This window comes from Pseudomonas sp. AU12215 (genome assembly GCF_001675465.2).
GTDB lineage: Bacteria > Pseudomonadota > Gammaproteobacteria > Pseudomonadales > Pseudomonadaceae > Pseudomonas > Pseudomonas nitroreducens.
Window position 1 is genome coordinate 1 of the sequence record NZ_MACM02000177.1, and the last position, 20,858, is coordinate 20,858.

Below are 20,858 nucleotides of genomic sequence, written 5' to 3' on the forward strand. Positions count from 1 at the left end.
TTGCTCGCGAACCGCTTGATACCGGCGCCCAAGCGTTCGCGAGCAAGCTCGCTCCTACAGAAGCCTGGCGCAGTCGGCGCCTGGGATTGATGGGTATCGCTGCGCTCCACGCCATCCTACTGCGTGTTCATCCTGCAAATTTGCTAGTGCCGCCAGAACGCCGGGGTGAACAGCACCAGCACCGTGATGATCTCCAGACGGCCCGCCAGCATGCCGCCGCAGAGCAGCCACTTGGCGGCATCCGGCAGCGAGGCGAAGTTGCCCGAGGGGCCGATGATCGGCCCCATGCCCGGGCCGACGCCGGCCACGGTGCTGGCCGCGCCGGTCAGCGAGGTCATCCAGTCCAGGCCGAGGAACGACAGGCCCAGCGCCAGGGCACCGACGGTGGCGCCGAAGAAGAACGAGAAGGTCAGGATCGAACGCACGATCTCCTCGTCCAGGCGGTGGCCGTTGTAGCTCTGCTTGATCACCGCGCGCGGGTGGATCAGTTGGTAGAGGCTGGCGCGCAGCAGGGTGAAGGCCACCTGGAAGCGGAAGATCTTGATGCCGCCGGCGGTGGAGCCGGAGCAGCCGCCGATGAAGCCCAGGTAGAAGAACAGCATGATCGAGAAGTGGCCCCACAGGCTGTAGTCGCCCAGGGCGAAGCCGGTGGTGGTGACCACCGAGGTCACGTTCACCGCGACGATGCGGAATGCGTCCAGCCAGGGCAGGCTGGAGGTCACCGAGTACCAGGTGCCCATCACCAGCCAGGTGACCAGCAGCAGGCCGAGGAAGCCGTGGACCTGGTGGTCGCGGATCAGCGCCTTGCGGTTGCCACGCAGCATGGAGACGTACAGCACGAAGGGAATGCTGCCCAGGATCATGACCACCACCGCGACCCAGTGCACCGCCGGCTGGTGCCACTTGGCCAGCGACTGGTCGGAGGTGGAGAAACCGCCGGTGGAGATCGCCGACATGGCGTGGTTGAGCGAGTCGAACAGGCCCATGCCGGCCCACCAGAAGGCCAGCGTGCCGGCGATGGTGATGGCCACGTAAACCCCGACTATGTACTTGGCCACCATGTGCGAGCGCGGCATGACCTTGTCGGAGCGGTCCGAGGATTCGGTCTGGAACAGGCGCATGCCACCGATGCGCAGCATCGGCAGGATCGCCACCGCCATGGCGATGAAGCCGATACCGCCCAGCCAGTGCAGCAGCGAGCGCCAGATGAGGATACCCGGCGACATCTTGTCCAGCCCGCTGAGGACGGTCGAGCCGGTGGCGGTAATGCCGGACATGCTCTCGAAGATTGCGTCGGTGAAGCTGATGTGCCGGGCGAACATGAAGGGCAGGGAGGAGAAGAAACAGACGATCACCCAGCTCGACACGGTGAGCATGTACATGTCCCGCGGACGCAGGTGCACCTGCTCCGGGCGGCCGGGGATGACCATGCCAAGCCCGCAGGTGAAGGTGATGATCGCCGACCAGATGAAGGGGTGCAGTTCGTGGGCGCGGCCGTAGTAGAGCAGTGTGGCCATGGGAACCAGCATGGCGACCGCCAGCGTGATCACGAAGATGCCGATGATGAATCCGAGGGTGCGTAGTGTCGGCAGGGCCATGCGCTGAGGTCTGAAACCAATGGGAATCGGCCATTTTACCTGTCGCCTGCTGCCTGTAAACCGCGTGAAATCCCCCTCTTCACAAGTGCAACGGGATGGATAGAATCTGTCTCCGCCCGCCGGCGCTCGCCGGTTTCTCTAGTGCATTCGAATCCATGTCCACTCACAATCCGTGTTTGAGCTGCGGCGCCTGCTGCGCGCATTTTCGTGTGTCCTTCTATTTTGGCGAGTGCCGCTCTTCTGGCGGTATCGTCCCCGATGACCAGGTTGTCCAGGTCAGCCCGCACCTGGTTGCCATGCGTGGCACCGAGGTGCGTCCATCGCGTTGTACGGCGCTGCTGGGCGATGTCGGCTGCGGGGTGCGCTGCACCCTGTACGAGCAGCGTTCCTCGACCTGCCGGGAGTTCGAAGCGTCCTGGACCGATGGCGTTCACAACCCGAACTGCGACGCGGCCCGCGCCGCCTATGGGCTGCCGCCGCTGACACCACCGGTGTTGCCGACATTGTCACCGGAGCGGGTGGCCTGAGGCGCTGTCTTTCCTCAGCAAATGCGAACCCCTTGCGTCTACAATGGCGGTTTTCGAGTTTGACTGGAGGCAGCCCATGGAGGCTCTCGACGCGTTGCTCAACCGTGTGTCCCACGCCCGCCTGAGCGAGCCGGCACCGTCCGCCGAGCAGCTGGACCGCCTGTTCCGTTCGGCGTTGCGCGCGCCGGATCATGGGCAACTGCGCCCCTGGCGTTTCATCACCGTGGAAGGCGAGGCGCGGAAGGAACTGGGCGAACTGTTCGCCCGCGCCGTGGCAGCGAGCGAGCCGGATGGCAAGCCCGAGGCGCTGGACAAGGCTCGCGCCATGCCGCTGCGCGCGCCCTTGCTGGTGGTGGCCGTGGCACGCCTGCAGGAGCACCCCAAGGTGCCGGAAATCGAGCAGTGGCTGGCCGCAGGCTGTGCCGCCCACGGTATCGTCCAGGCAGCCTATGTCGAAGGATTGGGGGCGATGTGGCGGACGGGCGCCATGGCATTCGACCCGCTGGTGCGCGAGGGCCTCGGCCTGACCGAGAATGAGCGCATCGTCGGCTTCATCTACCTCGGCACGCCGGTCGGCGAACTGCGCCGCCCGGCGCCGCTGGACCCGGCCGGCTTCGTCAGCGCCTGGCGGGGCTGAGCGGCAGTTCCAGGCGAACCTTCCAGCCGCCGTCGCGCGCGCGCCAGAACAGGTGGCCACCCTGCCAGCCGGCCAGGCGCCGCGCCGGGGGCAGGGCCTCCGGCAGCCAGGCCCGCGCTTGCGGGTCGTGGCCGTGCAGGTCCAGGCGCAGTTCTCCGTGGGCGGAGCTGAGCGAGAGTTTCAGCGCTGCGTGCGGTTGCCGCGCCAGTGCCGCCTCCAGCAACGAATCCAGGGCCTCGCCCAGCGCGTCGGGCCAGCTTTCCAGTGGCCAGGTGCCACTCTGCGGCAGGCTCAGGCGCAAGCCGGGCCAGCGTGTGCGCCACCGCGCGGCGTGACGTGCCAGTTCTACAGCCAGCACCAGGTACTGCGGGTCGTCGCAGGGCTCGCTGCGCAGCAGGACTGACGGCGGCAGTGGCTGTTGCAGAGCGGGGATCGGGGTAGCGAAGGCAGTCAGGCTCATGGTTGCTCTCCGAAAGTGCGCAGGGTTCAGCCGACCTGGCGGCGTAGTGGCAAGTCGATGCTGGCGACGAATCCGCCGTCGGGATGGTTGGCCAGGCGCAGTCGTCCATGGTGGCGCTCGATGGCGCGGCGGGCGATGGCCAGGCCCAGGCCATGGCCTGCGCTGCTCTGGTTGGGAGCGCGGAAGAAAGGTTCGCCCAGTTGCGTCAGGTGTTCCTCGCTGGCGCCGGGGCCGTGGTCGCGGACGCTGATGCGCACACGATCGCCATCGACCCGGGCCTGCACTTCCAGCGGCTGGTCCGCCGGGTTGAATCGCAGGGCATTGCGCAGCAGGTTGTCGAGGGCGCGTTCGAGCATGTCCGGCCAGCCGTCCAGGGCCAGTTGCGCAGCGATGTCGAGCTGGATGTCCTGTTCCGGGTAGAGCAGTTGCGCGTCATTGCGCAGGCGTTCGAACAGTGGCAGCAGGTCGATGCGGCTGGTGGGGCCGGGATCGGCGTCGAGACGGGCGAGGGCGAGGATTTCGCCGATCAGCGCTTCCAGGCGATCGCATTCCTGTTCCAGGCGTGGCCACATGGCGGCGCGCTGTTCGGGGCCGGCACGTTCGGCCAGGGCCAGGGCAATGCGCAGGCGCGCCAGTGGTGAACGCAGTTCGTGGGACACATCGCGCAGCAGCTGGCGCTGGCTGCCGATCAGCCCTTGCAGGCGGGCGCCCATGCGGTTGAAGTCGCGGGCCAGCACGCCCAGTTCGTCGCCACGGCGAGAGAGGCGGGCGAGGCTGTCCTGTTGGTAACTGGTCTGGCCGAGGTCATGCACGGCGCGGCGCAGGCGATTCAGCGGGCGGGTGATGGACAGGGTCAGCAGCAGGCTGAACACAGTCAGCACCACCAGAGCGATGCCCAGGGCGCTGAGCGGCCAGAGCAGGCTGCTGCGGTGCCAGGCCTGCAGGGTCGGGTGTGGAATGCGGTAGATGAACAGGTAGGTCTGGTCGGTGCGGCTGCTGGTGTATTCCTGGCTCAGCTGGCGCCAGGGGAAGCGCGGCAGGTTCTCGCGGTCGAAATGGTTGTCTCGCGGACGCGGCGGGCGCGGCAGGTAGGTGCCGTTGACCAGGCGCTGGCCGGTCTCGTCGAGCACCTGCACCGAGAGTTCGTAGTCCTTGCGCCGGCTTTCCAGCAATTGCTGTGCGGCTTCCGGGCCTTGTGTTTCGTAGAGCAGGGTCCATTGCTTGGCGATGTCGTGCAGCCCCGGATAGCGGGCGATGACCCAGGTGTCCTGGTTCAGCGCGCGGCCCAGCAGGATGGACAGTCCGGCCACCAGCAGCAGGGCGAGCCAGAAGGCGGCGAGGATCCGCCAGAAGAGTGAACGCATGGTCTTCCTGTTCAGCCGCATGGTCTATCCGTTGTCAGGGCTCACGGCAAGACGCCGGGCATAACCCGGCGCCTGCCCATCGTGGAGCGATCAGTTGGTCTTGGCGCCGTCCTTCTGGGCCTTCCAGGTCTGGAATTCCGCCCATTCGGCCTTGCGCTGTTCACGCTGCTTCTTCAGCTCGTCGAACTTCTTCTGCTGCTCGGGAGTGAGGATGCCGCGAATGCTGGCGTCAGCCTTGTCGTGGTTGGCCTTGAGCTCTTCCTGCATGGCCTTGCGATCGGCTTCGGGCAGCTTGTTCCAGTATTTCTCGGTGATCGCGCGGCGATCCTTCATCGAGTCGCCCATCACCTTGCCGACTTGCTGGCGCTGGTCCTGGGTCAGGTTCAGTTCGCGGAACGCACCGCCGCGTTCGCCACCGTGCTTGCCGGGGCCATGGTCTTTCATGAACGGGGCCGGCGGCGGAGCGTCGGTCGGCGCGGGAGTGGCCGCCAGCGCGACGGTCGGCAGGGCGGCGGCGATCAGCAGGGCGGTCAGGGTCTTGCGCATGGTGTTTCTCCTTTCAGGGGCCGGTCGTTACCGGATGAGCCCAGTCTAGGGTCGGCAAGGTCAAGGGCGGTCAGGCCCACGTAAAGCTTCGGTAAAGATTAGGTGAGGCCCTGCTGGAATCTTTACGAAAGCCCGGGCCAGAGCGGCCCGGGCCAGCAGTACGGAGGGTTCAGGGCGCGTAGAAGTAGCCGCGCCCGCGCAGAGCGAGGATGCGCGGGCGGCCGTCGGGGTGGCCGCCGAGCTTCTTGCGCAGGTTGCTGACGTGCATGTCCAGGCTGCGGTCGTACAGCGTCAGCTTGCGGCCCAGCGCGAGCTGCGCCAGGGCCTGCTTGTCCAGTGGCTCGCCCGGTTGGCGCAGCAGGGCTTCGAGGATGCGGCTCTCGGAGAGGGTCAGGCTGATCTCTTCGGGGCCGATGCTGACCACGCCGCGCGACAGGTTCAGCGCCAGGTCGCCCAGTTCCAGTTGCGCGGCGGGTTGCGCCGGGTGGCTGCGGCGTAGCACGGCGCGCAGGCGGGCGGTCAGTTCGCGCGGGTCGCAGGGCTTGGCCAGGTAGTCGTCGGCTCCCAGTTCCAGGCCGAGGATACGGTCCAGCGGCTCGCCTCGGGCGGAGAGCATCAGCACCGGCAGGTCCGGGTGGTCGCTGCGCAGCGACTTGAGCAGCTCCAGGCCGCTGCCGTCGGGCAGCATGACGTCGAGCACGACCGCGTCCGGCGCTCGGCTGCCGAGTGCAGCACGGGCCTGCGCGCCATCATGGGCGGCGCGGATGCTGAAGCCTTCCTGGGTCAGCCAGGTGCTCAGCAGTTCGCAGAGTTCGACATCGTCGTCGATCAGCAGCAATTCACTCATGCAGGGACATCTTTCAGTTGATCCATTCGCGGCGCTGGCGGCGCCTGCCGCGGGCCAGTGCACCGAGGATGAAGGCCAGCAGGGCCGTGCCGGCGCCGGCGACGTACCAGGTCTGCTGCTCGGTTAACAGGCGCGGCGGCTGGTTGGCCTGCGCTTCGCGCAATTGCAGTTTCAGGCGCTGGTTCTCCTGGCGCAGACCGACGATCTGAGCTTCGTCCTGGCTATTGTCCGGGTTGGCCAATTGTGTGGCCAGAACCTGGCGCTGCTGCTCGCTTTCGGCGAGGCGGCTTTCCAGTTCCTTCAGGCGTTCAGCGGTTTCCTGCTCGGCATTGGCCTCGGTACTGGGGGCATTGTCGGGCAGGGCGGCGGGCTGAGTATTGGACAGTGCCGGTGCCGGTGGTTCCGTGGCGGGCTCTTCGGCCAGGGCGGCGGGGGGCAGGGCGAGGCAGAGCAGCAAGGGCAGACGATACATCGGGACTCCTTGTTCGATGATACGGCGCCTGCCCGGATGGGCCGGCGGATACGACTGCGCATCCCCGGCGTCCCTGCCCTGGGGCTGCAACGATGGGGCGTCGTTACGGCAGGACTTTCTTGAATGGCTTGACCACGACTTCAGCGTAGACGCCAGCGGCGCGGTACGGGTCGGCGTCGGCCCAGGCTTGCGCGGCGGCCAGGGAGTCGAATTCGGCGACGATCAGGCTGCCGGTGAAGCCGGCGGCGCCCGGGTCGTTGCTGTCGATGGCCGGGTGCGGGCCGGCCAGGACCAGGCGGCCCTCTTCCTTCAGTTGCTCCAGGCGGGCGATGTGCGCGGGGCGCGCGGCCAGGCGGCGTTCTTGGGAGGCGGTGATGTCACGGGCAATGATCGCGTAGAGCATGTCAGTCCTTGGGTTTTTCGCCGGTAGGTTCATCGTGCATGTGGCGGGCCAGGAACACGCCCTGGCCGATCAGGAACAGCAGGGTCATGCCCAGGCTGCCGAACACCTTGAAGTCCACCCAGATGCTCTGGAAGGTGAAGGCGACGAACAGCTGGACACAGCCGCAGATCAGGAAGAACAGCACCCAGGCGATGTTCAGCTTCGCCCAGAGGGCGTCGGTCAGGTTGACCGCATGGCCCATGATGCGCTGGATCAGCGGGCGGTCGCCGATGAAGTGGCTGCCGGCGAAGGCCAGGGCGAACAGCCAGTTCACCACCGGTGCCTTCCATTTGAGGAAGGTTTCGCTGTGGAAGGCCAGGGTCATGCCGCCGAACACCAGGCAGGCGGCGAGCGTCACCCACTGGCCTTTGTCCAATCGGCGCTGCTTGATCAGCAGGGCGCCGTAGACCACCACGGAGGTGGCGATCAGCACGGCCGTGGCGCTGTAGATTCCCCCGACCGAGAAGCTCTGGCCGGCGAGTTCGACGTTGCGCGGGTCGAGCTTGTAGACGATGAAGAAGAGGATGAGGGGAATGAAATCGATGAATTGCTTCATTACGGCAGCCAGAGCCCAGTAGAGCCGGCATAATACCAACCTGCGGGTGAACTGAAAGGGCCATCCGCCCAACGCTGCGTCAGATCATGGTTTCAAGCCGTTGCCGCGGGAGCGTTGGCACAGAAGCGTCTATACAGAAAGTTATCCCCTCGTCCCCAGGAAACCGCATGCGAGTCGACCTGCACTGCCACAGCACCGCGTCCGACGGACAGCTCAGCCCGACCGCCCTGGTCGAGCGTGCCCACGGGCGCGGCGTGCGCGTGCTGGCGCTGACCGACCACGACACCCTCGACGGCCTGCCCGAGGCGCGCCGCGCTGCAGAGGCGCTGGGCATGGAGCTGGTGGATGGCGTCGAGGTCTCCTGCACCTGGGGTGGGGCGACCATTCATGTGCTGGGCTATGGCTTCGACGCGACGGCCGAGCCGCTGGTGAAGGCGCTGGGCGACCTGCACCGCGCCCGCTGGAGCCGTGCCGAGGAGATCGGCCGGCGCCTGGAAGCCAAGGGCATGCCCGGAGCCTTCGAGGGCGCGCGGGCGATCCAGGCGGAGCTGGGCGACAGCGAAAACGCGCCGGCACGCCCGCACTTCGCCGAGTTCCTGCTGCGCCAGGGCCATGTCAAGGACCGCGCCGAAGCCTTCCGCAAGTGGCTGGGCGCCGGCAAGCTGGGCGACGTCAAGCAGCACTGGCCGAGCCTCGCCGACGCCGTCGGCACCCTGCGCGCGGCCGGCGCCTGGGTCAGCCTCGCGCACCCCTACCAGTACGATTTCACCCGCACCAAGCGGCGCAAGCTGGTGGCGGATTTCATCGCCGCCGGCGGCCATGCGCTGGAAGTCTGTAACGGCCCGCAGCCGGCCGAGCAGGTCGGCGTATTGAGCATCCTGGTCCGCGAGTTCGGCCTGATGGTCACGGCTGGCAGCGACTTCCACGGTCCCAGTGATTGGTCGGAGCTGGGGCTGTACCGCAGCGTGCCGGAGGACCTGCCGCCACTCTGGCCGCGCTTCGCCAGTGCCGAGAACGCTATCGGGATCGAGGAGACTCCATGAGCCAGTTCTTTCAGATCCACCCGGAAAATCCCCAGGCGCGCCTGATCAAGCAGGCCGTGGAGATCGTCCGCCAGGGGGGAGTGATCGCCTATCCCACCGACTCGTCCTATGCGTTGGGTTGTCGCATCGGCGAGAAGGCCGCGGTGGAGCGCATCCGCCACATCCGCCGGCTGGACGACAAGCACAACTTCACCCTGGTCTGCCGTGACCTGTCGGAGCTCGGCCTCTACGCCAAGGTCGACACGCGCCTGTTCCGCTTGCTCAAGGCGCATACACCCGGCCCCTATACCTTCATCCTCAACGCCACTCGCGAAGTGCCGCGCATGTTGCTGCACCCCAAGCGCCGCACCATTGGCCTGCGGGTGCCGGCCTGCCCGATCGCCCTGGCGCTGCTGGAGGAGCTGGGTGAGCCGCTGATGAGCGTGAGCCTGATCCTGCCGGGGGAGACGGAGCCACTGAACGACCCCTACGAGATGCGCGACCAGCTGGAACACCTGGTCGACCTGATCATCGATGGTGGTTTCGGCGGCGGCGAAGCTTCCACCGTGATCGCCCTCACCGACGAAGACCCGGCGGTGGTACGCGTCGGCTGCGGCGATCCGGAACCCTTCATGGTCAACGCCTGAACACGCCCGGCGTGCTGGCTATACTCCCTCGTTCCATCGCCGAACCCGCGAGGTTGACCGCTTGACCAGCGTCGAATCCCTGCGCCGCGTGCTGTCCGGCATGCGCCCCACCGGGCGCCTGCACCTGGGGCATTACCACGGCGTGCTGCAGAACTGGGTGAAACTCCAGCACGAATACGAGTGTTACTTCTCCATCGTCGACTGGCATGCATTGACCACCGAGTACGACGAGACCGCCAGCATCCGCCAGCACGTGCGCGACATGGCCATCGACTGGCTGGCGGTGGGCGTCAGCCCCAGCGCGGCGACGCTGTTCATCCAGTCCCAGGTCCCCGAGCACGCCGAGTTGCACCTGCTGCTGTCGATGATCTGCCCGCTGTCCTGGCTGGAGCGTGTGCCCACCTACAAGGAACTGCAGGAGAAACTGGTCCACAAGGACCTCTCCACCTTCGGCTTCCTCGGCTACCCGCTGCTGCAGGCCGCGGATATCCTGATCTACCGCGCAGGCCTGGTGCCGGTGGGCTCCGACCAGTTCGCCCATGTCGAATTCACCCGCGAGATCGCCCGCCGCTTCAACCACCTGTACGGCGGCGAGGTGGACTTCGAAGACCGTGCGCAGACTGCCATCGCCCGCCTGGGCAAGAAGACCGGCAAGCTGTACGCCAGCCTGCGCCGGGCCTGGCAGGAGCAGGGCGACGCCGAAGCGCTGGAAACCGCCCGCGCGCTGCTGATGGAGCAGCAGAGCCTGACCCTGGGGGACCGCGACCGGCTGTTCGGCTACCTCGAAGGCAGCAGCCGCATGCTGCTGCCCGAGCCGCACACCCTGACCAGCCACGCACCGAAGATGCCGGGGCTGGACGGGCAGAAGATGTCCAAGTCGCACCACAACACCATTGCCCTGCGCGACAGCCCGGCCGTGATCGAGGAAAAGATCGCGCGCATGCCCACGGACCCTGCGCGCGTGCACCGTCGCGATCCGGGCGATCCGGAACGCTGCCCGGTGTGGCAGTGGCACCTGATCTATTCCGACGACGGCTGCCGCCAGTGGGTGCAGGAAGGCTGCCGCAGCGCCGGGATCGGCTGCCTGGACTGCAAGCGGCCGCTGATCGAGTCGATCCTCCAGGAGCTGGCGCCGATCCAGGAGCGCGCGCTGGACTACGAGGACAACCCCGAACTGGTGCGCAGCATCCTCGCCGAAGGCGCCGAGCGCGCCCGTGAGGCGGCGCGGGAGACCCTGGTGGAGGTGCGGCATGCCATGGGGCTGTCGTACCGCTGAGCACGCGGTCTTGCCGACTGCGTAAGCGGACTCCGTCCGCCATGTGCCGCCGGCCGGCTCGGAGCCGCYGGAAAACGATCGCGGACAGAGTCGCTCCTACCCGACAGTCCTGTACTCGGATCAGCCCTCACCCTAACCCTCTCCCAGGGGGAGAGGGGACCGTTCGGAGTAGGATGAAACCATGGCATCAGCCGGGACGGACGGCTCCCTCTCCCTTCAGGGAGAGGGCTGGGGAGAGGGAGGAACCCCCGAGCACGGACTCGCAGAAGAAGACAGTTGCTCCTACGCACAGGTGTGCCGAGTGCGCTGCGAATCCGCCAAAAGCCCCTCGCGCCGCCGGCAAAAGCAGGGATAATGCCGTCTTCCAACCCTGAGCCTGACGAGTGGCCGATGAGTGACCTGACCGAGCCGGAAGCCCCTGCCGCCGCCCCTGAATACCAGGTGCCGGTGCAGCTGGCGCTCGTCTACGGCGAGGCCCTGACGGAGATGCCGCAGGACCTGTACATCCCGCCGGACGCCCTGGAGGTCTTCCTCGAAGCCTTCGAGGGTCCGCTCGACCTGCTGCTCTACCTGATCCGCAAGCAGAACATCAACATCCTCGATATCCCCGTGGCGGAGATCACCCGCCAGTACATGGGCTACGTCGAGCTGATGAAGTCGGTGCGCCTGGAGCTGGCCGCCGAGTACCTGGTAATGGCCGCCATGCTCGCCGAGATCAAGTCGCGCATGCTGCTGCCGCGCTCGGCCGAGGCCGAGGAAGACGAGGACGACCCGCGCGCCGAGCTGATCCGCCGCCTGCAGGAGTACGAGCGCTTCAAGAAGGCCGCCGAGGACCTCGACGAACTGCCGCGCCTGGGTCGCGACTACGTGGTGCCGACCATCGCCGCGCCGGATGCGCGGGCGCGCCGGCTGCTGCCGGACGTGGACATGCAGGAGCTGATGCTGTGCATGGCCGAGGTGCTGCGCCGCGCCGACCTGTTCGAAAGCCACCAGGTCACCCGCGAAATGCTCTCCACCCGCGAGCGCATGAGCGAGATCCTCGAGCGCCTGAAGGGCGAGGGTTTCGTCCCCTTCATCACGCTGTTCCGTGTCGAGGAAGGCAAGCTGGGCGTGGTGGTGACCTTCATGGCGGTGCTCGAGCTGGTCAAGGAACAGCTGGTGGAGCTGGTACAGAACGAGGCCTTCGCGCCCATCCACGTCCGCGCCCGTACGGAAGTGCAGGAAGGCGCCGTGCCTGTCGAGGAAGTGCTGGAGGAGGGCGATGAGGACGTCTTCGAGCCCCGCGAGGAACCGCCGGTCGAACTGACCTTCGAGGATGGCCACTTCGATGAAGGCGCCGAGACGGACGCAGAGCCCGACGAAGAGCCGCTCTGATCCGCCAGCGTTGCCCTGGCGCCGCGCTTTGAGTAGCTTTCCCGCCTGAACGGCCAATCCTTACCACCTGACCCGAGCTTCCCGATGAATCTCTCCGACCCGCAAGAACTGGCGACCCTGCTCGAAGGCATCCTCCTGGCTGCCGGCAAGCCCATGTCGCTGGAGCGCCTCGGCGAGTTGTTCGAGGAGGCGGAACGCCCGGAGCCGCAGCAGTTCCGCGATGCACTGGCGGTGCTGAGCCTGTCCTGTTCCGGGCGGGCCTTCGAGCTCAAGGAAGTTGCCACCGGCTACCGTCTGCAGGTGCGCGAGAAGTTCGCCTCCTGGGTTGGCCGTCTGTGGGAAGAGCGCCCGCAGCGCTATTCCCGAGCGTTGCTGGAAACCTTGGCGTTGATTGCCTACCGCCAGCCCATCACCCGTGGCGAGATCGAGGAAATCCGTGGCGTCGCGGTGAACACCCAGATCGTCAAGACGCTGATGGAGCGCGAGTGGATCCGCATCGTCGGCTACCGTGAAGTCCCCGGCCGCCCGGCCATGCTCGCCACCACCCGGACCTTCCTCGACTACTTCAACCTGAAGAGCCTGGAGGAGTTGCCGCCGCTGGCCGAGCTGAAGCTGATGGAGCCCGAGCCGCAGCCGATCCTCGAGGACATGGCGCCCACCGTCAGCCTGCCCGGCCCCGAGGAGTACGACGAGGACTACATCCCGCCGTCCCTGCAGGCACTGGCCGACCAGGCCGTGCGCGATGCCGGCGAGGAGCCGGAGCCCGCGCCGCCGGAAGAACCGAAGGAAGAAACCAGCTTCCGCAGCCTGCTCGCCGAGCTGGACGAGATGGAGCAGGGCCTGAAGACCGACTTCGACGACCTCATCGACCTTCCGCCGAGTGACGACGAAGACAGCGGCGTGGATGCCGATTTCAGCGGCGTCCACGGCCTGCCCGAAGTCGCGTCCGACGCCGAGGCTGCAGGTGCCGCCGAACCCGGTGCGCCGGCCGAGCCCGCTGCGCAGCCGGAACCGGCGCCCCAGCCGCCGGCCCCTGCGCCGGAAGAAGAGTGGGACGAGGAACGCGCCCTGCGCGAAGCCATGCGCGAGGAAATGGAATTCAACCGGCTCAATCGCGACCATTGAGACCCATTCACCGGCGTTTTCCAGCCGTTCGGTGATTGACTTCCGCCCTCGGCGCGACGACCTTATGTGCCGCGTTCGAAAGGCGCTGGCGACTACACCCGGGGGAGTCGCCGGAATCCCACCTGTTCGATGCCCCTCTAACAACATTCCACAGTGGCCCGGCGCTTCGCGCAGGCTGCTGAGTACCCATATGAAAAGAACTCCAATCAGCCGTATCTGCTGGCTCGGCCTCCTGCTGGGCCTGACCAGCGCTTCGCTTTCCGCCGCCCAGGCGCCTGCCGATGCTCCTGCCGTACCGCTCGCCGGCCAGTCGAAGGACGCTTTCATCGACAGCCTGATGCAGCGCATGACACTGGAAGAGAAGATCGGCCAGCTGCGCCTGGTCAGCGTCGGGCCGGACCATCCCAAGCCGGTACTGCTGAAGGAAATCGCCGAGGGCACCACCGGCGCAGTGTTCAACACCGTGGTCCGTCCGGGCATCCGTGACCTGCAGGACGCGGCCATGAAGAGCCGCCTGAAGATTCCGCTGTTCTTTGCCTACGACGTGGTTCACGGCCACCGCACCGTATTCCCCATCGGCCTGGGGCTGGCGGCAAGCTGGGACCTGGCGGCCATTGAACGCAGCGCCCGCGTCTCGGCCATCGAGGCCAGCGCCGATGGCCTCAACCTGACCTATTCGCCCACCGTCGACATCGCCCGCGATCCACGCTGGGGCCGTGTTTCCGAAGGCTTCGGCGAAGACGCCTGGCTGACCAGCAAGGTCGCCGCCGCAGTGGTCAAGGGCTACCAGGGCAAGGGCCTGAACCAGCCGGAAACCATCATGGCCGGGGTCAAGCACTTCGCCCTGTACGGCGCCGGCGAAGGCGGCCGCGACTACAACACCGTGGACATGAGCCCGCAGCGCATGTTCCAGGACTACCTGCCGCCTTACCGCGCGGCCATCGATGCCGGCGCCGGCGCGGTAATGGTCTCGCTCAACAGCATCAACGGCGTGCCGGCCACCGCCAACACCTGGCTGCTGCAGGACCTGCTGCGCAAGCAGTGGGGCTACAAGGGCCTGACCCTGAGCGACCACGGCGCGGTGCTGGAGCTGATCAAGCACGGCGTGGCCGCCACCGAGCGCGACGCCACCCAGGCAGCGATCAACGCCGGCGTCGAAATGAACATGAACGACGACCTCTACGGCAAGCACATGCCCGAGCTGCTCAAGGCCGGGCTGATCAGTCAGGACGAGATCGACCGTGCCTGCCGCGACGTGCTCGCCGCCAAGTGGGACATGGGCCTGTTCCAGGACCCGTACCGTTACCTGCAGGGCAAGGACCCGGTGGATACCGATGCCGAAGAGCGCCTGCACCGCGCCGACGCCCGCGAGATCGCGCGCAAGGGCATGGTCCTGCTGAAAAACGAGGGTGGCGTGCTGCCGCTCAAGCGCGATGGCGTGATCGCGCTGATCGGCCCGCTGGCCGACAGCAAGCGCGACGTGATGGGCAGCTGGTCCGCCGCCGGCAAGGCCTTCCAGGCCGTGACCGTGCTCGAGGGCATGGGCGCCGCCACCCGTGGCCACGCCGCGCTGCTCTACGCCAAGGGCGCCAACGTCACCGACGATCCGGAGATCGTCAAATACCTCAACGAGTACAGCGACGACGTGAAGGTCGACCCGCGCAGCCCGAAGGCCATGATCGACGAAGCCGTCGAGAAGGCGAAGCAGGCTGACGTGGTGGTGGCCGTGGTCGGCGAATCCCAGGGCATGGCCCACGAGGCGTCGAGCAAGACCAACCTGCACATCGCGCAAAGCCAGATCGAGCTGCTCAAGGCCCTCAAGGCCACCGGCAAACCGCTGGTGCTGGTGCTGATGAACGGCCGGCCGATGGACCTGCGCTGGGAAAGCGCCAACGCCGACGCCGTGCTGGAAACCTGGTTCAGCGGCACCGAAGGCGGCAACGCCATCGCCGACGTGCTGTTCGGCGACTACAACCCGTCGGGCAAGCTGACCATGACCTTCCCGCGCTCGGTGGGCCAGGTGCCGATCTACTACAACCACCTGAACACCGGCCGCCCGTTCGACCACGAGCACCCGAACAAGTACACCTCGCGCTACTTCGACTCGGAGAACGGCCCGCTGTACCCGTTCGGCTACGGCTTGAGCTACACCGACTTCAGCGTCTCCGACGTGAAGCTGTCGGGCAGCAAGCTGAAGAAGGGCGACCAGCTGACCGCCAGCGTCACCGTGAAGAACACCGGCAAGGTCGCCGGCGAAACCACCGTGCAGCTCTACCTGCGCGACGTCGCCGCGTCCATCAGTCGTCCGGTCAAGGAGCTCAAGGGCTTCGAGAAGATCCTGCTGCAGCCGGGCGAGTCGAAGGTGGTGCAGTTCCCGATCCGCGAGGAAGACCTGCGCTTCTACGACAGCCAGCTGCGCTATGCCTCGGAGCCGGGCGAGTTCAAGGTCTACGTCGGCCTGGATTCGGACAACGTGAAGGAACAGAGCTTCACGCTGCTCTAAGCGTTACCCGCTGCTGCAGACGAAAACGCCACGGCTGGTTCAGCCGTGGCGTTTTTCTTTGTCAGGCGGCTTTGGCGAGCCGTCGCGATCGCACGCCGATCAGCCAGCGCACTGTGCCCTGTAGCAGAACGGCCAGCAGTGCCGCCTCGGCAAAGCTGGGCAGGATGTCATTGCCTGGCAAACGCAGCGCCAGGCACAGGCAGAAAGCCGCGAAAGCCGGTCGCCCGGTGACCATGCCGCGCAGCAGGGCAATGACGAACCCCGGCCCGTGCAGCCGCTGGGACGACACGCAAAGCACGATGGAGAGCAGCGGGAACACCGCCAGCAAGCCACTCCAGCTGGGGCCGGCCCAGCCGGCGAGGGCGGTGACGGCCAGCGTCAGCAGCGCGCCGGCGAGCATGCGCAGGCCCAGCTCGAAGCGGCGCAGTGGAGCGACGGCGGCGCTCAGCTCGGCACGGGGCATGCACAGCTGACTGGTCAACGCGCCCACGGCCGCAGCGAGCAACGCCCATACGGGCGAGGCGGGCAGTTGGGTCAGAGCCCAGCCGGCCACCAGCCAGGCGAGCATGGCGCCGGTCAATGCCAGCAGCCATCCATGGCGACGACAGATCCAGGCATAGGCGAAGTTGAACGCCTCAGCGGCGAAGATCGCGGCCAGTGCGAGCAGCGCGGCGTGGGCACCGAAGTCGCGGCCATGCTCCACGGTGATCAGGTAGAGGATCGGCCCCGCGATGGCGGGCAGGGCGGCCAGGCAGCCGGCCACGGCCGGGCCCCACCAGCGCCCGGAGAGCGAGACCAGCAACAGGAACAGCGGCACGAGGGTGAGCTTGAGGGCGAGCATGGGCGAGGTCGGGCAGCGTGGACGGCGGATTCTAGCAAGGTGCGCACCCTTCGATTGCCAGGGTCGATGGCGCCGATGGGGAAATCGAGTTGGACCTTGGCGCCGCGCGGGTGTCCATTAGTAGAGACCCACTGACATTCATCCAGCCGAAACCACGAGGAAGTCCGTGAAGAGTCCGTGCATCAAGGTCTGCGAGTTCGAAGAAGGTATCTGCCTGGGCTGTGGCCGCAGCCGCGAGGAGATCAAGGCGTGGAAGCGCGTCGATCATCTCGGCCAGGAAGCGATCCGGGCCGAGGCCGACATGCGCCTGCTGGTGCTGGAGGCACAGGGGAAGCGGCTGTATCGCTGAACAGGCCAACCTGGCAGCTCTGTGCCCCGCCTTTCCCTCACCCTGACCCTGGCTGCGCGCCCCGCTCCAGAGGGAGAGGGGACCGTTTGGCGCAGGGAGAGCCAATGGCGCCAGCCGGAACAATCGGCTCCCTCTCCCTCTGGGAGAGGGCTGGGGTGAGGGGCTCTTGCGGGCAGCCGGTACCGTTTACCCCCGTGAGGCAACCATCACCCGCGCCGTATCCAGCATCCGATTGGAAAACCCCCACTCGTTGTCGTACCAGGCCATCACCTTCACCAGCCGCCCATTCACCCGCGTATGGCTGGCATCGAAGATGGCCGAGCGAGGATCGTGATTGAAGTCCACCGAGACCAGCGGCAGGCGGTTGAAGCCGAGGATCGGCGAAAGCTCGCTGGCACGCTCCATCAACTCGTTGATTTCCTGCGCGCTGGTATCGCGGCCGACCTGCACCGTGAGGTCCACCAGCGAAATGTTAATGACGGGAACCCGCACCGCCAGCCCCGTCAGCTTGCCGGCCAGTTCCGGCAGCACCAGGCCCACCGCTTCGGCGGCGCCGGTCCTGGTCGGGATCATCGACTGGGTGGCCGAACGCGCCCGGTACGGGTCGCTGTGGTAGACGTCGGAGAGGCTCTGGTCGTTGGTGTAGGCGTGGATGGTGGTCATCAGGCCGTGCTCGATGCCCAGTTCGCGGTGCAGCACCTGGGCCACCGGCGCCAGGCAGTTGGTCGTGCAGGAGGCGTTGGAGACGATCTGGTGTTCGGCGCGCAGGATGCCTTCGTTGACGCCGAAGACCACCGTGGCGTCGACACCCTGGCCCGGCGCCGATATCAGTACCTGGCGCGCGCCGGCCTGCAGGTGCGCGGCAGCCTTGTCGCGAGAGGTGAAGTGGCCGGTGCATTCGAGCACGATATCCACCGCCAGCGCCTTCCACGGCAGCTGCGCCGGATCGCGGATGGCCGTGACGGCAATCACGTCGCCCTCTACCCTGAGACTTTCGGCGTCATGCTCGACCTGGCCGGGAAAACGTCCATGCACGCTGTCGAACTGCAGCAGATGGGCGTTGATCGCGGCGTCGCCAAGGTCGTTGATCGCCACCACTTGCAGGTGCTGGCGATAGCCGCCCGAGTAGAGCGCGCGGAGCACGTTCCGACCGATGCGGCCAAATCCGTTGATTGCCAGGCGTATAGTCATTGAGGTCGTCTCTTTTCTTTTGTTGTGGTAAAAACCATTAAATTTCCACGTCGTTGAAAAGTAAACGCCTTGGAATAAACAATTATGTTGTAAAAACAACAACTGATAGTCTGTAGGAGAATGCTGCCATGCACCCTCGTGTGCTTGAAGTCACCCAGCGTATCCAGGCCCGCAGCGCGGCCACGCGACAGCGCTACCTCGACCTGGTCAAGGCTGCCGCCACCAAGGGCCCGCACCGCGGCACGCTGCCCTGCGGCAACCTCGCCCACGGCGTTGCGGCCTGTGGTGATTCCGACAAACAGGCGCTGCGGCTGATGAACCAGGCCAACGTCGCCATCGTCTCCGCCTACAACGACATGCTCTCCGCGCACCAGCCGCTGGAGCGCTTCCCCGAGCTGATCAAGGACGCCCTGCGGCAGATCGGTTCGGTCGGCCAGTTCGCCGGCGGCGTGCCGGCCATGTGCGATGGCGTCACCCAGGGCGAACCGGGCATGGAACTGTCCCTGGCCAGCCGCGACGTGATCGCCATGGGCACCGCCATCGCGCTGTCGCACAACATGTTCGATGCCGCGCTGTGCCTGGGCGTGTGCGACAAGATCGTCCCCGGCCTGCTGATCGGCTCGCTGCGTTTCGGCCACCTGCCGGTGGTGTTCGTGCCCGCCGGCCCCATGCCTACCGGTATCTCCAACAAGGAGAAGGCCGCAGTGCGCCAGCTGTTCGCCGAGGGCAAGGCCACCCGCGAGGAGCTGCTGGCTTCGGAAATGGCCTCCTACCACGCGCCGGGCACCTGCACCTTCTATGGCACCGCCAACACCAACCAGTTGCTGGTGGAAGTGATGGGCCTGCACCTGCCGGGCGCTTCCTTCGTCAACCCGAATACCCCGCTGCGCGACGAGTTGACCCGCGAAGCCGCCCGCCAGGCTGCGCGCCTGACGCCGGAGAACGGCCAGTTCGTGCCCATGGCGGAGATCGTCGACGAGAAGGCCATGGTCAACTCGGTGGTGGCGCTGCTGGCCACCGGCGGCTCCACCAACCACACCCTGCACCTGCTCGCCATCGCCCAGGCGGCCGGCATCCAGCTGACCTGGCAGGACATGGCCGACCTCTCCGAGATCGTGCCGACCCTGGCGCGCATCTATCCCAACGGCCAGGCCGACATCAACCACTTCCAGGCCGCGGGCGGCATGTCCTTCCTGATCCGCCAGCTGCTCGACGGCGGCCTGCTGCACGAAGACGTGCAGACCGTGGTCGGCAAGGGCCTGCGTCGTTATATCCAGGAACCCTTCCTCGATGGCGGCAAGCTGGTCTGGCGCGAAGGCCCGGCGGCGAGCCTGGACGAGAACATCCTGCGCCCCATCGACAAGCCGTTCTCGCCCGAGGGCGGCCTGCGCCTGATGGAGGGCAACCTGGGCCGCGGTGTGATGAAGGTCTCTGCCGTTGCGGTGGAACACCAGGTCGTCGAGGCGCCGGTGCGCATCTTCCATGACCAGTCGAGCCTGGCCGCCGCCTTCAAGGCCGGCGAGCTGGAGCGCGACCTGGTGGCCGTGGTGCGTTTCCAGGGCCCGCGGGCCAATGGCATGCCGGAGCTGCACAAGCTCACGCCGTTCCTCGGCGTGCTGCAGGACCGCGGCTTCAAGGTGGCGCTGGTCACCGACGGGCGCATGTCCGGCGCGTCCGGCAAGGTGCCGGCGGCGATCCACGTGTCCCCGGAAGCGCTCAATGGCGGCCCGCTGGCAAAGCTGCGCGACGGCGATGTGGTACGCGTCGACGGCACCACCGGCGAACTGCGCGTGCTGGTGGATGCGGCGGAATGGGAGGCGCGTCCGCTCGTCGAGACTCCGGCCATTGATAACCTGGGCATGGGCCGCGAGCTGTTCGCCTTCATGCGCAATGCCTTCAGTCCGGCGGAGCAGGGCGCCTGCAGCTTCACGGCTGAACTGAACGGTCCGAGCTGACTGTCGCAGCGCCCCGCGCGAAGGGACTGCCTGTCCATCGCGCGGGGCGTTTTCGGCGCGGGCCTATGCTGGCATGATTCCGCGCCGCACCCTTTCACCCAACTTCCAGGCCCGAGCCCGCAATGAACTCCAACAAAGCTCACTCCGCCTCGAACGGTTTCGCCCTGGTCGGCGACATCGGTGGCACCAATGCCCGCTTCGCCCTGTGGCGCGGTGAAGTCCTCGAATCCATCGAGGTCCTGGCCTGTGCCGACTATCCGCGCCCGGAAGACGCCGTGCGCGATTACCTGCAGCGTATCGGCCAGCCGCTCTCTTCTGTCGAGAATGTCTGCCTGGCCTGTGCCGGCCCGGTCGGCGCCGGCGACTTCAAGTTCACCAACAACCACTGGGTCATCCAGCGCGATGCCTTCCGCACCGAACTGGGACTGAGCCACCTGCTGCTGGTGAACGACTTCAGCACCATGGCCTGGGCAGCCTCGCGGCTGTCGGAAGAACACCTGGTGCAGGTACGGCCTGGCAGGGCGCTGGAAGGCCGCGCCAGGCTGATCATCGGCCCCGGCACCGGCCTGGGCGTCGGCAGCCTGATGCCGCTGCCGAACGGTGGCTGGGAAGTGCTGCCCTGCGAAGGTGGCCACGTCGACCTGCCGGTGACCTCCGAGCGCGACTTCGCCCTGTGGCAACTGCTGCGCGAGAAATATGGCCACGTCTCCGCCGAGCGCGTGCTCTCCGGCAGCGGCCTGGAAAACCTCTACCGCATGAGCTGCCAGCTCGATGGCGTGGAACCCAAATGCGCCACTGCCGCCGAGATCGGCGAGCGCGCCATGGCCGGCGACGCCTACGCCGACGCCGTGCTGGAGCACTTCTTCCTGTGGCTGGCGCGGGTCGCTGGCAACGCCGTGCTGACGGTCGGCGCGCTGGGCGGCGTGTACATCACCGGCGGCATCGTCCCGCGCTTCCTCGAACGCTTCCAGCGCAGCGGCTTCGCCGAGGCGTTCCGCACCCGCGGCAAGACCAGCGGGCCTTATCTCGATCCGGTGCCGGTGTGGGTCATGACCGCGGATCATCCGGGGCTGTTCGGCGCCGGCGTGGCCCTGGAACAGGCACTGCGCAACGAAGGCTGATTCAC

Annotated in this window: 21 protein-coding genes; 11 read left to right on the forward strand and 10 right to left on the reverse strand. The window is 66.9% G+C overall.

Annotated elements, in window-relative coordinates; genetic code table 11:
* Positions 1-143 precede the first annotated feature (143 nt).
* Complete coding sequence (locus tag A9513_RS30215; protein WP_024767434.1) at positions 144-1,598, reverse strand: TrkH family potassium uptake protein; 1,455 nt, start codon at positions 1,596-1,598, stop codon at positions 144-146.
* 155 nt (positions 1,599-1,753) lie between these two features.
* On the opposite strand from A9513_RS30215, the gene A9513_RS30220 reads away from it, so the two are divergent.
* Both A9513_RS30220 and A9513_RS30225 read left to right on the forward strand, forming a co-directional pair.
* Positions 1,754-2,125 carry a YkgJ family cysteine cluster protein gene (locus A9513_RS30220; protein ID WP_024767433.1) on the forward strand — a complete coding sequence of 124 codons (372 nt, stop codon included), beginning with the start codon at positions 1,754-1,756 and terminating at the stop codon, positions 2,123-2,125.
* A gap of 76 nt (positions 2,126-2,201) precedes the next feature.
* A complete protein-coding gene (locus tag A9513_RS30225; RefSeq protein ID WP_024767432.1) occupies positions 2,202-2,762 on the forward strand; it encodes an NAD(P)H nitroreductase in 561 nt (186 codons plus the stop codon).
* Here A9513_RS30225 and A9513_RS30230 read toward each other — a convergent pair.
* The 7 genes from A9513_RS30230 to A9513_RS30260 form a co-directional block, all read right to left on the reverse strand.
* Positions 2,743-3,222 (reverse strand): hypothetical protein, encoded by a 480-nt coding sequence (locus tag A9513_RS30230; protein ID WP_037011039.1) that lies wholly within the window; start codon positions 3,220-3,222, stop codon positions 2,743-2,745. The two genes, A9513_RS30225 and A9513_RS30230, sit on opposite strands and share 20 nt — an antisense overlap.
* 26 nt (positions 3,223-3,248) lie before the next feature.
* Entirely contained in the window at positions 3,249-4,586 is a 1,338-nt protein-coding gene (locus A9513_RS30235) for a HAMP domain-containing sensor histidine kinase (protein WP_037011057.1), read from the reverse strand.
* Positions 4,587-4,676: 90 nt separating this feature from the next.
* Positions 4,677-5,132, reverse strand: coding sequence for a Spy/CpxP family protein refolding chaperone (locus tag A9513_RS30240; RefSeq protein ID WP_024766429.1), 456 nt, complete (start codon positions 5,130-5,132; stop codon positions 4,677-4,679).
* A 169-nt stretch (positions 5,133-5,301) separates the two neighbouring features.
* Positions 5,302-5,979 carry a response regulator transcription factor gene (locus A9513_RS30245; protein WP_065086337.1) on the reverse strand — a complete coding sequence of 226 codons (678 nt, stop codon included), beginning with the start codon at positions 5,977-5,979 and terminating at the stop codon, positions 5,302-5,304.
* 13 nt (positions 5,980-5,992) lie between these two features.
* Complete coding sequence (locus A9513_RS30250; protein ID WP_037011037.1) at positions 5,993-6,451, reverse strand: hypothetical protein; 459 nt, start codon at positions 6,449-6,451, stop codon at positions 5,993-5,995.
* Between the two features lie 103 nt (positions 6,452-6,554).
* The gene (locus A9513_RS30255; protein ID WP_037011035.1) at positions 6,555-6,854 is read right to left on the reverse strand and encodes a YciI family protein; all 300 of its coding nucleotides are present in this window, start codon (positions 6,852-6,854) and stop codon (positions 6,555-6,557) included.
* A gap of 1 nt (position 6,855) precedes the next feature.
* The gene (locus tag A9513_RS30260) at positions 6,856-7,449 is read right to left on the reverse strand and encodes a septation protein A (RefSeq protein WP_065086338.1); all 594 of its coding nucleotides are present in this window, start codon (positions 7,447-7,449) and stop codon (positions 6,856-6,858) included.
* Positions 7,450-7,616: 167 nt separating this feature from the next.
* On the opposite strand from A9513_RS30260, the gene A9513_RS30265 reads away from it, so the two are divergent.
* The 6 genes from A9513_RS30265 (at position 7,617) to bglX (ending at position 15,396) form a co-directional block, all read left to right on the forward strand.
* Positions 7,617-8,492 carry a PHP domain-containing protein gene (locus tag A9513_RS30265; protein WP_065086339.1) on the forward strand — a complete coding sequence of 292 codons (876 nt, stop codon included), beginning with the start codon at positions 7,617-7,619 and terminating at the stop codon, positions 8,490-8,492.
* Positions 8,489-9,118 carry an L-threonylcarbamoyladenylate synthase gene (locus A9513_RS30270; RefSeq protein WP_065086340.1) on the forward strand — a complete coding sequence of 210 codons (630 nt, stop codon included), beginning with the start codon at positions 8,489-8,491 and terminating at the stop codon, positions 9,116-9,118. The genes A9513_RS30265 and A9513_RS30270 overlap by 4 nt, the downstream gene beginning before the upstream one ends.
* Positions 9,119-9,179: 61 nt before the next feature.
* Complete coding sequence (locus A9513_RS30275; RefSeq protein WP_024766422.1) at positions 9,180-10,394, forward strand: tryptophan--tRNA ligase; 1,215 nt, start codon at positions 9,180-9,182, stop codon at positions 10,392-10,394.
* 519 nt (positions 10,395-10,913) lie between these two features.
* The gene (locus A9513_RS30280) at positions 10,914-11,768 is read left to right on the forward strand and encodes a ScpA family protein (RefSeq protein ID WP_255302908.1); all 855 of its coding nucleotides are present in this window, start codon (positions 10,914-10,916) and stop codon (positions 11,766-11,768) included.
* Positions 11,769-11,852: 84 nt separating this feature from the next.
* On the forward strand, positions 11,853-12,893 hold the full coding sequence (gene scpB, locus A9513_RS30285; RefSeq protein ID WP_024766420.1) for an SMC-Scp complex subunit ScpB: 1,041 nt from the start codon (positions 11,853-11,855) through the stop codon (positions 12,891-12,893).
* A 205-nt stretch (positions 12,894-13,098) separates the two neighbouring features.
* Positions 13,099-15,396: a beta-glucosidase BglX gene (bglX, locus tag A9513_RS30290; protein ID WP_255302909.1), complete on the forward strand. Its 2,298-nt coding sequence runs from the start codon at positions 13,099-13,101 to the stop codon at positions 15,394-15,396.
* Between the two features lie 61 nt (positions 15,397-15,457).
* Here the strand turns inward: bglX and A9513_RS30295 are convergent, their stop codons facing one another.
* A complete protein-coding gene (locus tag A9513_RS30295) occupies positions 15,458-16,237 on the reverse strand; it encodes a hypothetical protein (RefSeq protein WP_065086342.1) in 780 nt (259 codons plus the stop codon).
* 166 nt (positions 16,238-16,403) lie between these two features.
* Between A9513_RS30295 and A9513_RS30300 the strand changes: the two genes are divergently transcribed.
* Entirely contained in the window at positions 16,404-16,586 is a 183-nt protein-coding gene (locus A9513_RS30300; protein WP_024766417.1) for a DUF1289 domain-containing protein, read from the forward strand.
* A gap of 186 nt (positions 16,587-16,772) precedes the next feature.
* On the opposite strand, the gene gap is transcribed toward A9513_RS30300, so the two are convergent.
* Complete coding sequence (gene gap, locus A9513_RS30305) at positions 16,773-17,777, reverse strand: type I glyceraldehyde-3-phosphate dehydrogenase (RefSeq protein WP_065086343.1); 1,005 nt, start codon at positions 17,775-17,777, stop codon at positions 16,773-16,775.
* A gap of 128 nt (positions 17,778-17,905) precedes the next feature.
* On the opposite strand from gap, the gene edd reads away from it, so the two are divergent.
* Both edd and A9513_RS30315 read left to right on the forward strand, forming a co-directional pair.
* The gene (edd, locus tag A9513_RS30310; protein ID WP_024766416.1) at positions 17,906-19,732 is read left to right on the forward strand and encodes a phosphogluconate dehydratase; all 1,827 of its coding nucleotides are present in this window, start codon (positions 17,906-17,908) and stop codon (positions 19,730-19,732) included.
* Positions 19,733-19,854: 122 nt separating this feature from the next.
* Positions 19,855-20,853 carry a glucokinase gene (locus tag A9513_RS30315; RefSeq protein ID WP_065086344.1) on the forward strand — a complete coding sequence of 333 codons (999 nt, stop codon included), beginning with the start codon at positions 19,855-19,857 and terminating at the stop codon, positions 20,851-20,853.
* Positions 20,854-20,858: the final 5 nt, after the last annotated feature.

Bases quoted from the DNA above. Each gene is read 5' to 3' on its own strand.
- A9513_RS30225 (WP_024767432.1), top strand. From the start codon at position 2,202: ATGGAGGCTCTCGACGCGTTGCTCAACCGTGTGTCCCACGCCCGCCTG.
- scpB (WP_024766420.1), top strand. From the start codon at position 11,853: ATGAATCTCTCCGACCCGCAAGAACTGGCGACCCTGCTCGAAGGCATC.
- edd (WP_024766416.1), top strand. From the start codon at position 17,906: ATGCACCCTCGTGTGCTTGAAGTCACCCAGCGTATCCAGGCCCGCAGC.
- A9513_RS30220 (WP_024767433.1), top strand. From the start codon at position 1,754: ATGTCCACTCACAATCCGTGTTTGAGCTGCGGCGCCTGCTGCGCGCAT.
- A9513_RS30315 (WP_065086344.1), top strand. From the start codon at position 19,855: ATGAACTCCAACAAAGCTCACTCCGCCTCGAACGGTTTCGCCCTGGTC.
- A9513_RS30295 (WP_065086342.1), bottom strand. From the start codon at position 16,237: ATGCTCGCCCTCAAGCTCACCCTCGTGCCGCTGTTCCTGTTGCTGGTC.
- A9513_RS30215 (WP_024767434.1), bottom strand. From the start codon at position 1,598: ATGGCCCTGCCGACACTACGCACCCTCGGATTCATCATCGGCATCTTC.
- A9513_RS30265 (WP_065086339.1), top strand. From the start codon at position 7,617: ATGCGAGTCGACCTGCACTGCCACAGCACCGCGTCCGACGGACAGCTC.
- A9513_RS30255 (WP_037011035.1), bottom strand. From the start codon at position 6,854: ATGCTCTACGCGATCATTGCCCGTGACATCACCGCCTCCCAAGAACGC.
- A9513_RS30230 (WP_037011039.1), bottom strand. From the start codon at position 3,222: ATGAGCCTGACTGCCTTCGCTACCCCGATCCCCGCTCTGCAACAGCCA.
- A9513_RS30245 (WP_065086337.1), bottom strand. From the start codon at position 5,979: ATGAGTGAATTGCTGCTGATCGACGACGATGTCGAACTCTGCGAACTG.
- A9513_RS30235 (WP_037011057.1), bottom strand. From the start codon at position 4,586: ATGCGTTCACTCTTCTGGCGGATCCTCGCCGCCTTCTGGCTCGCCCTG.
- gap (WP_065086343.1), bottom strand. From the start codon at position 17,777: ATGACTATACGCCTGGCAATCAACGGATTTGGCCGCATCGGTCGGAAC.
- A9513_RS30250 (WP_037011037.1), bottom strand. From the start codon at position 6,451: ATGTATCGTCTGCCCTTGCTGCTCTGCCTCGCCCTGCCCCCCGCCGCC.
- A9513_RS30240 (WP_024766429.1), bottom strand. From the start codon at position 5,132: ATGCGCAAGACCCTGACCGCCCTGCTGATCGCCGCCGCCCTGCCGACC.
- A9513_RS30270 (WP_065086340.1), top strand. From the start codon at position 8,489: ATGAGCCAGTTCTTTCAGATCCACCCGGAAAATCCCCAGGCGCGCCTG.
- A9513_RS30260 (WP_065086338.1), bottom strand. From the start codon at position 7,449: ATGAAGCAATTCATCGATTTCATTCCCCTCATCCTCTTCTTCATCGTC.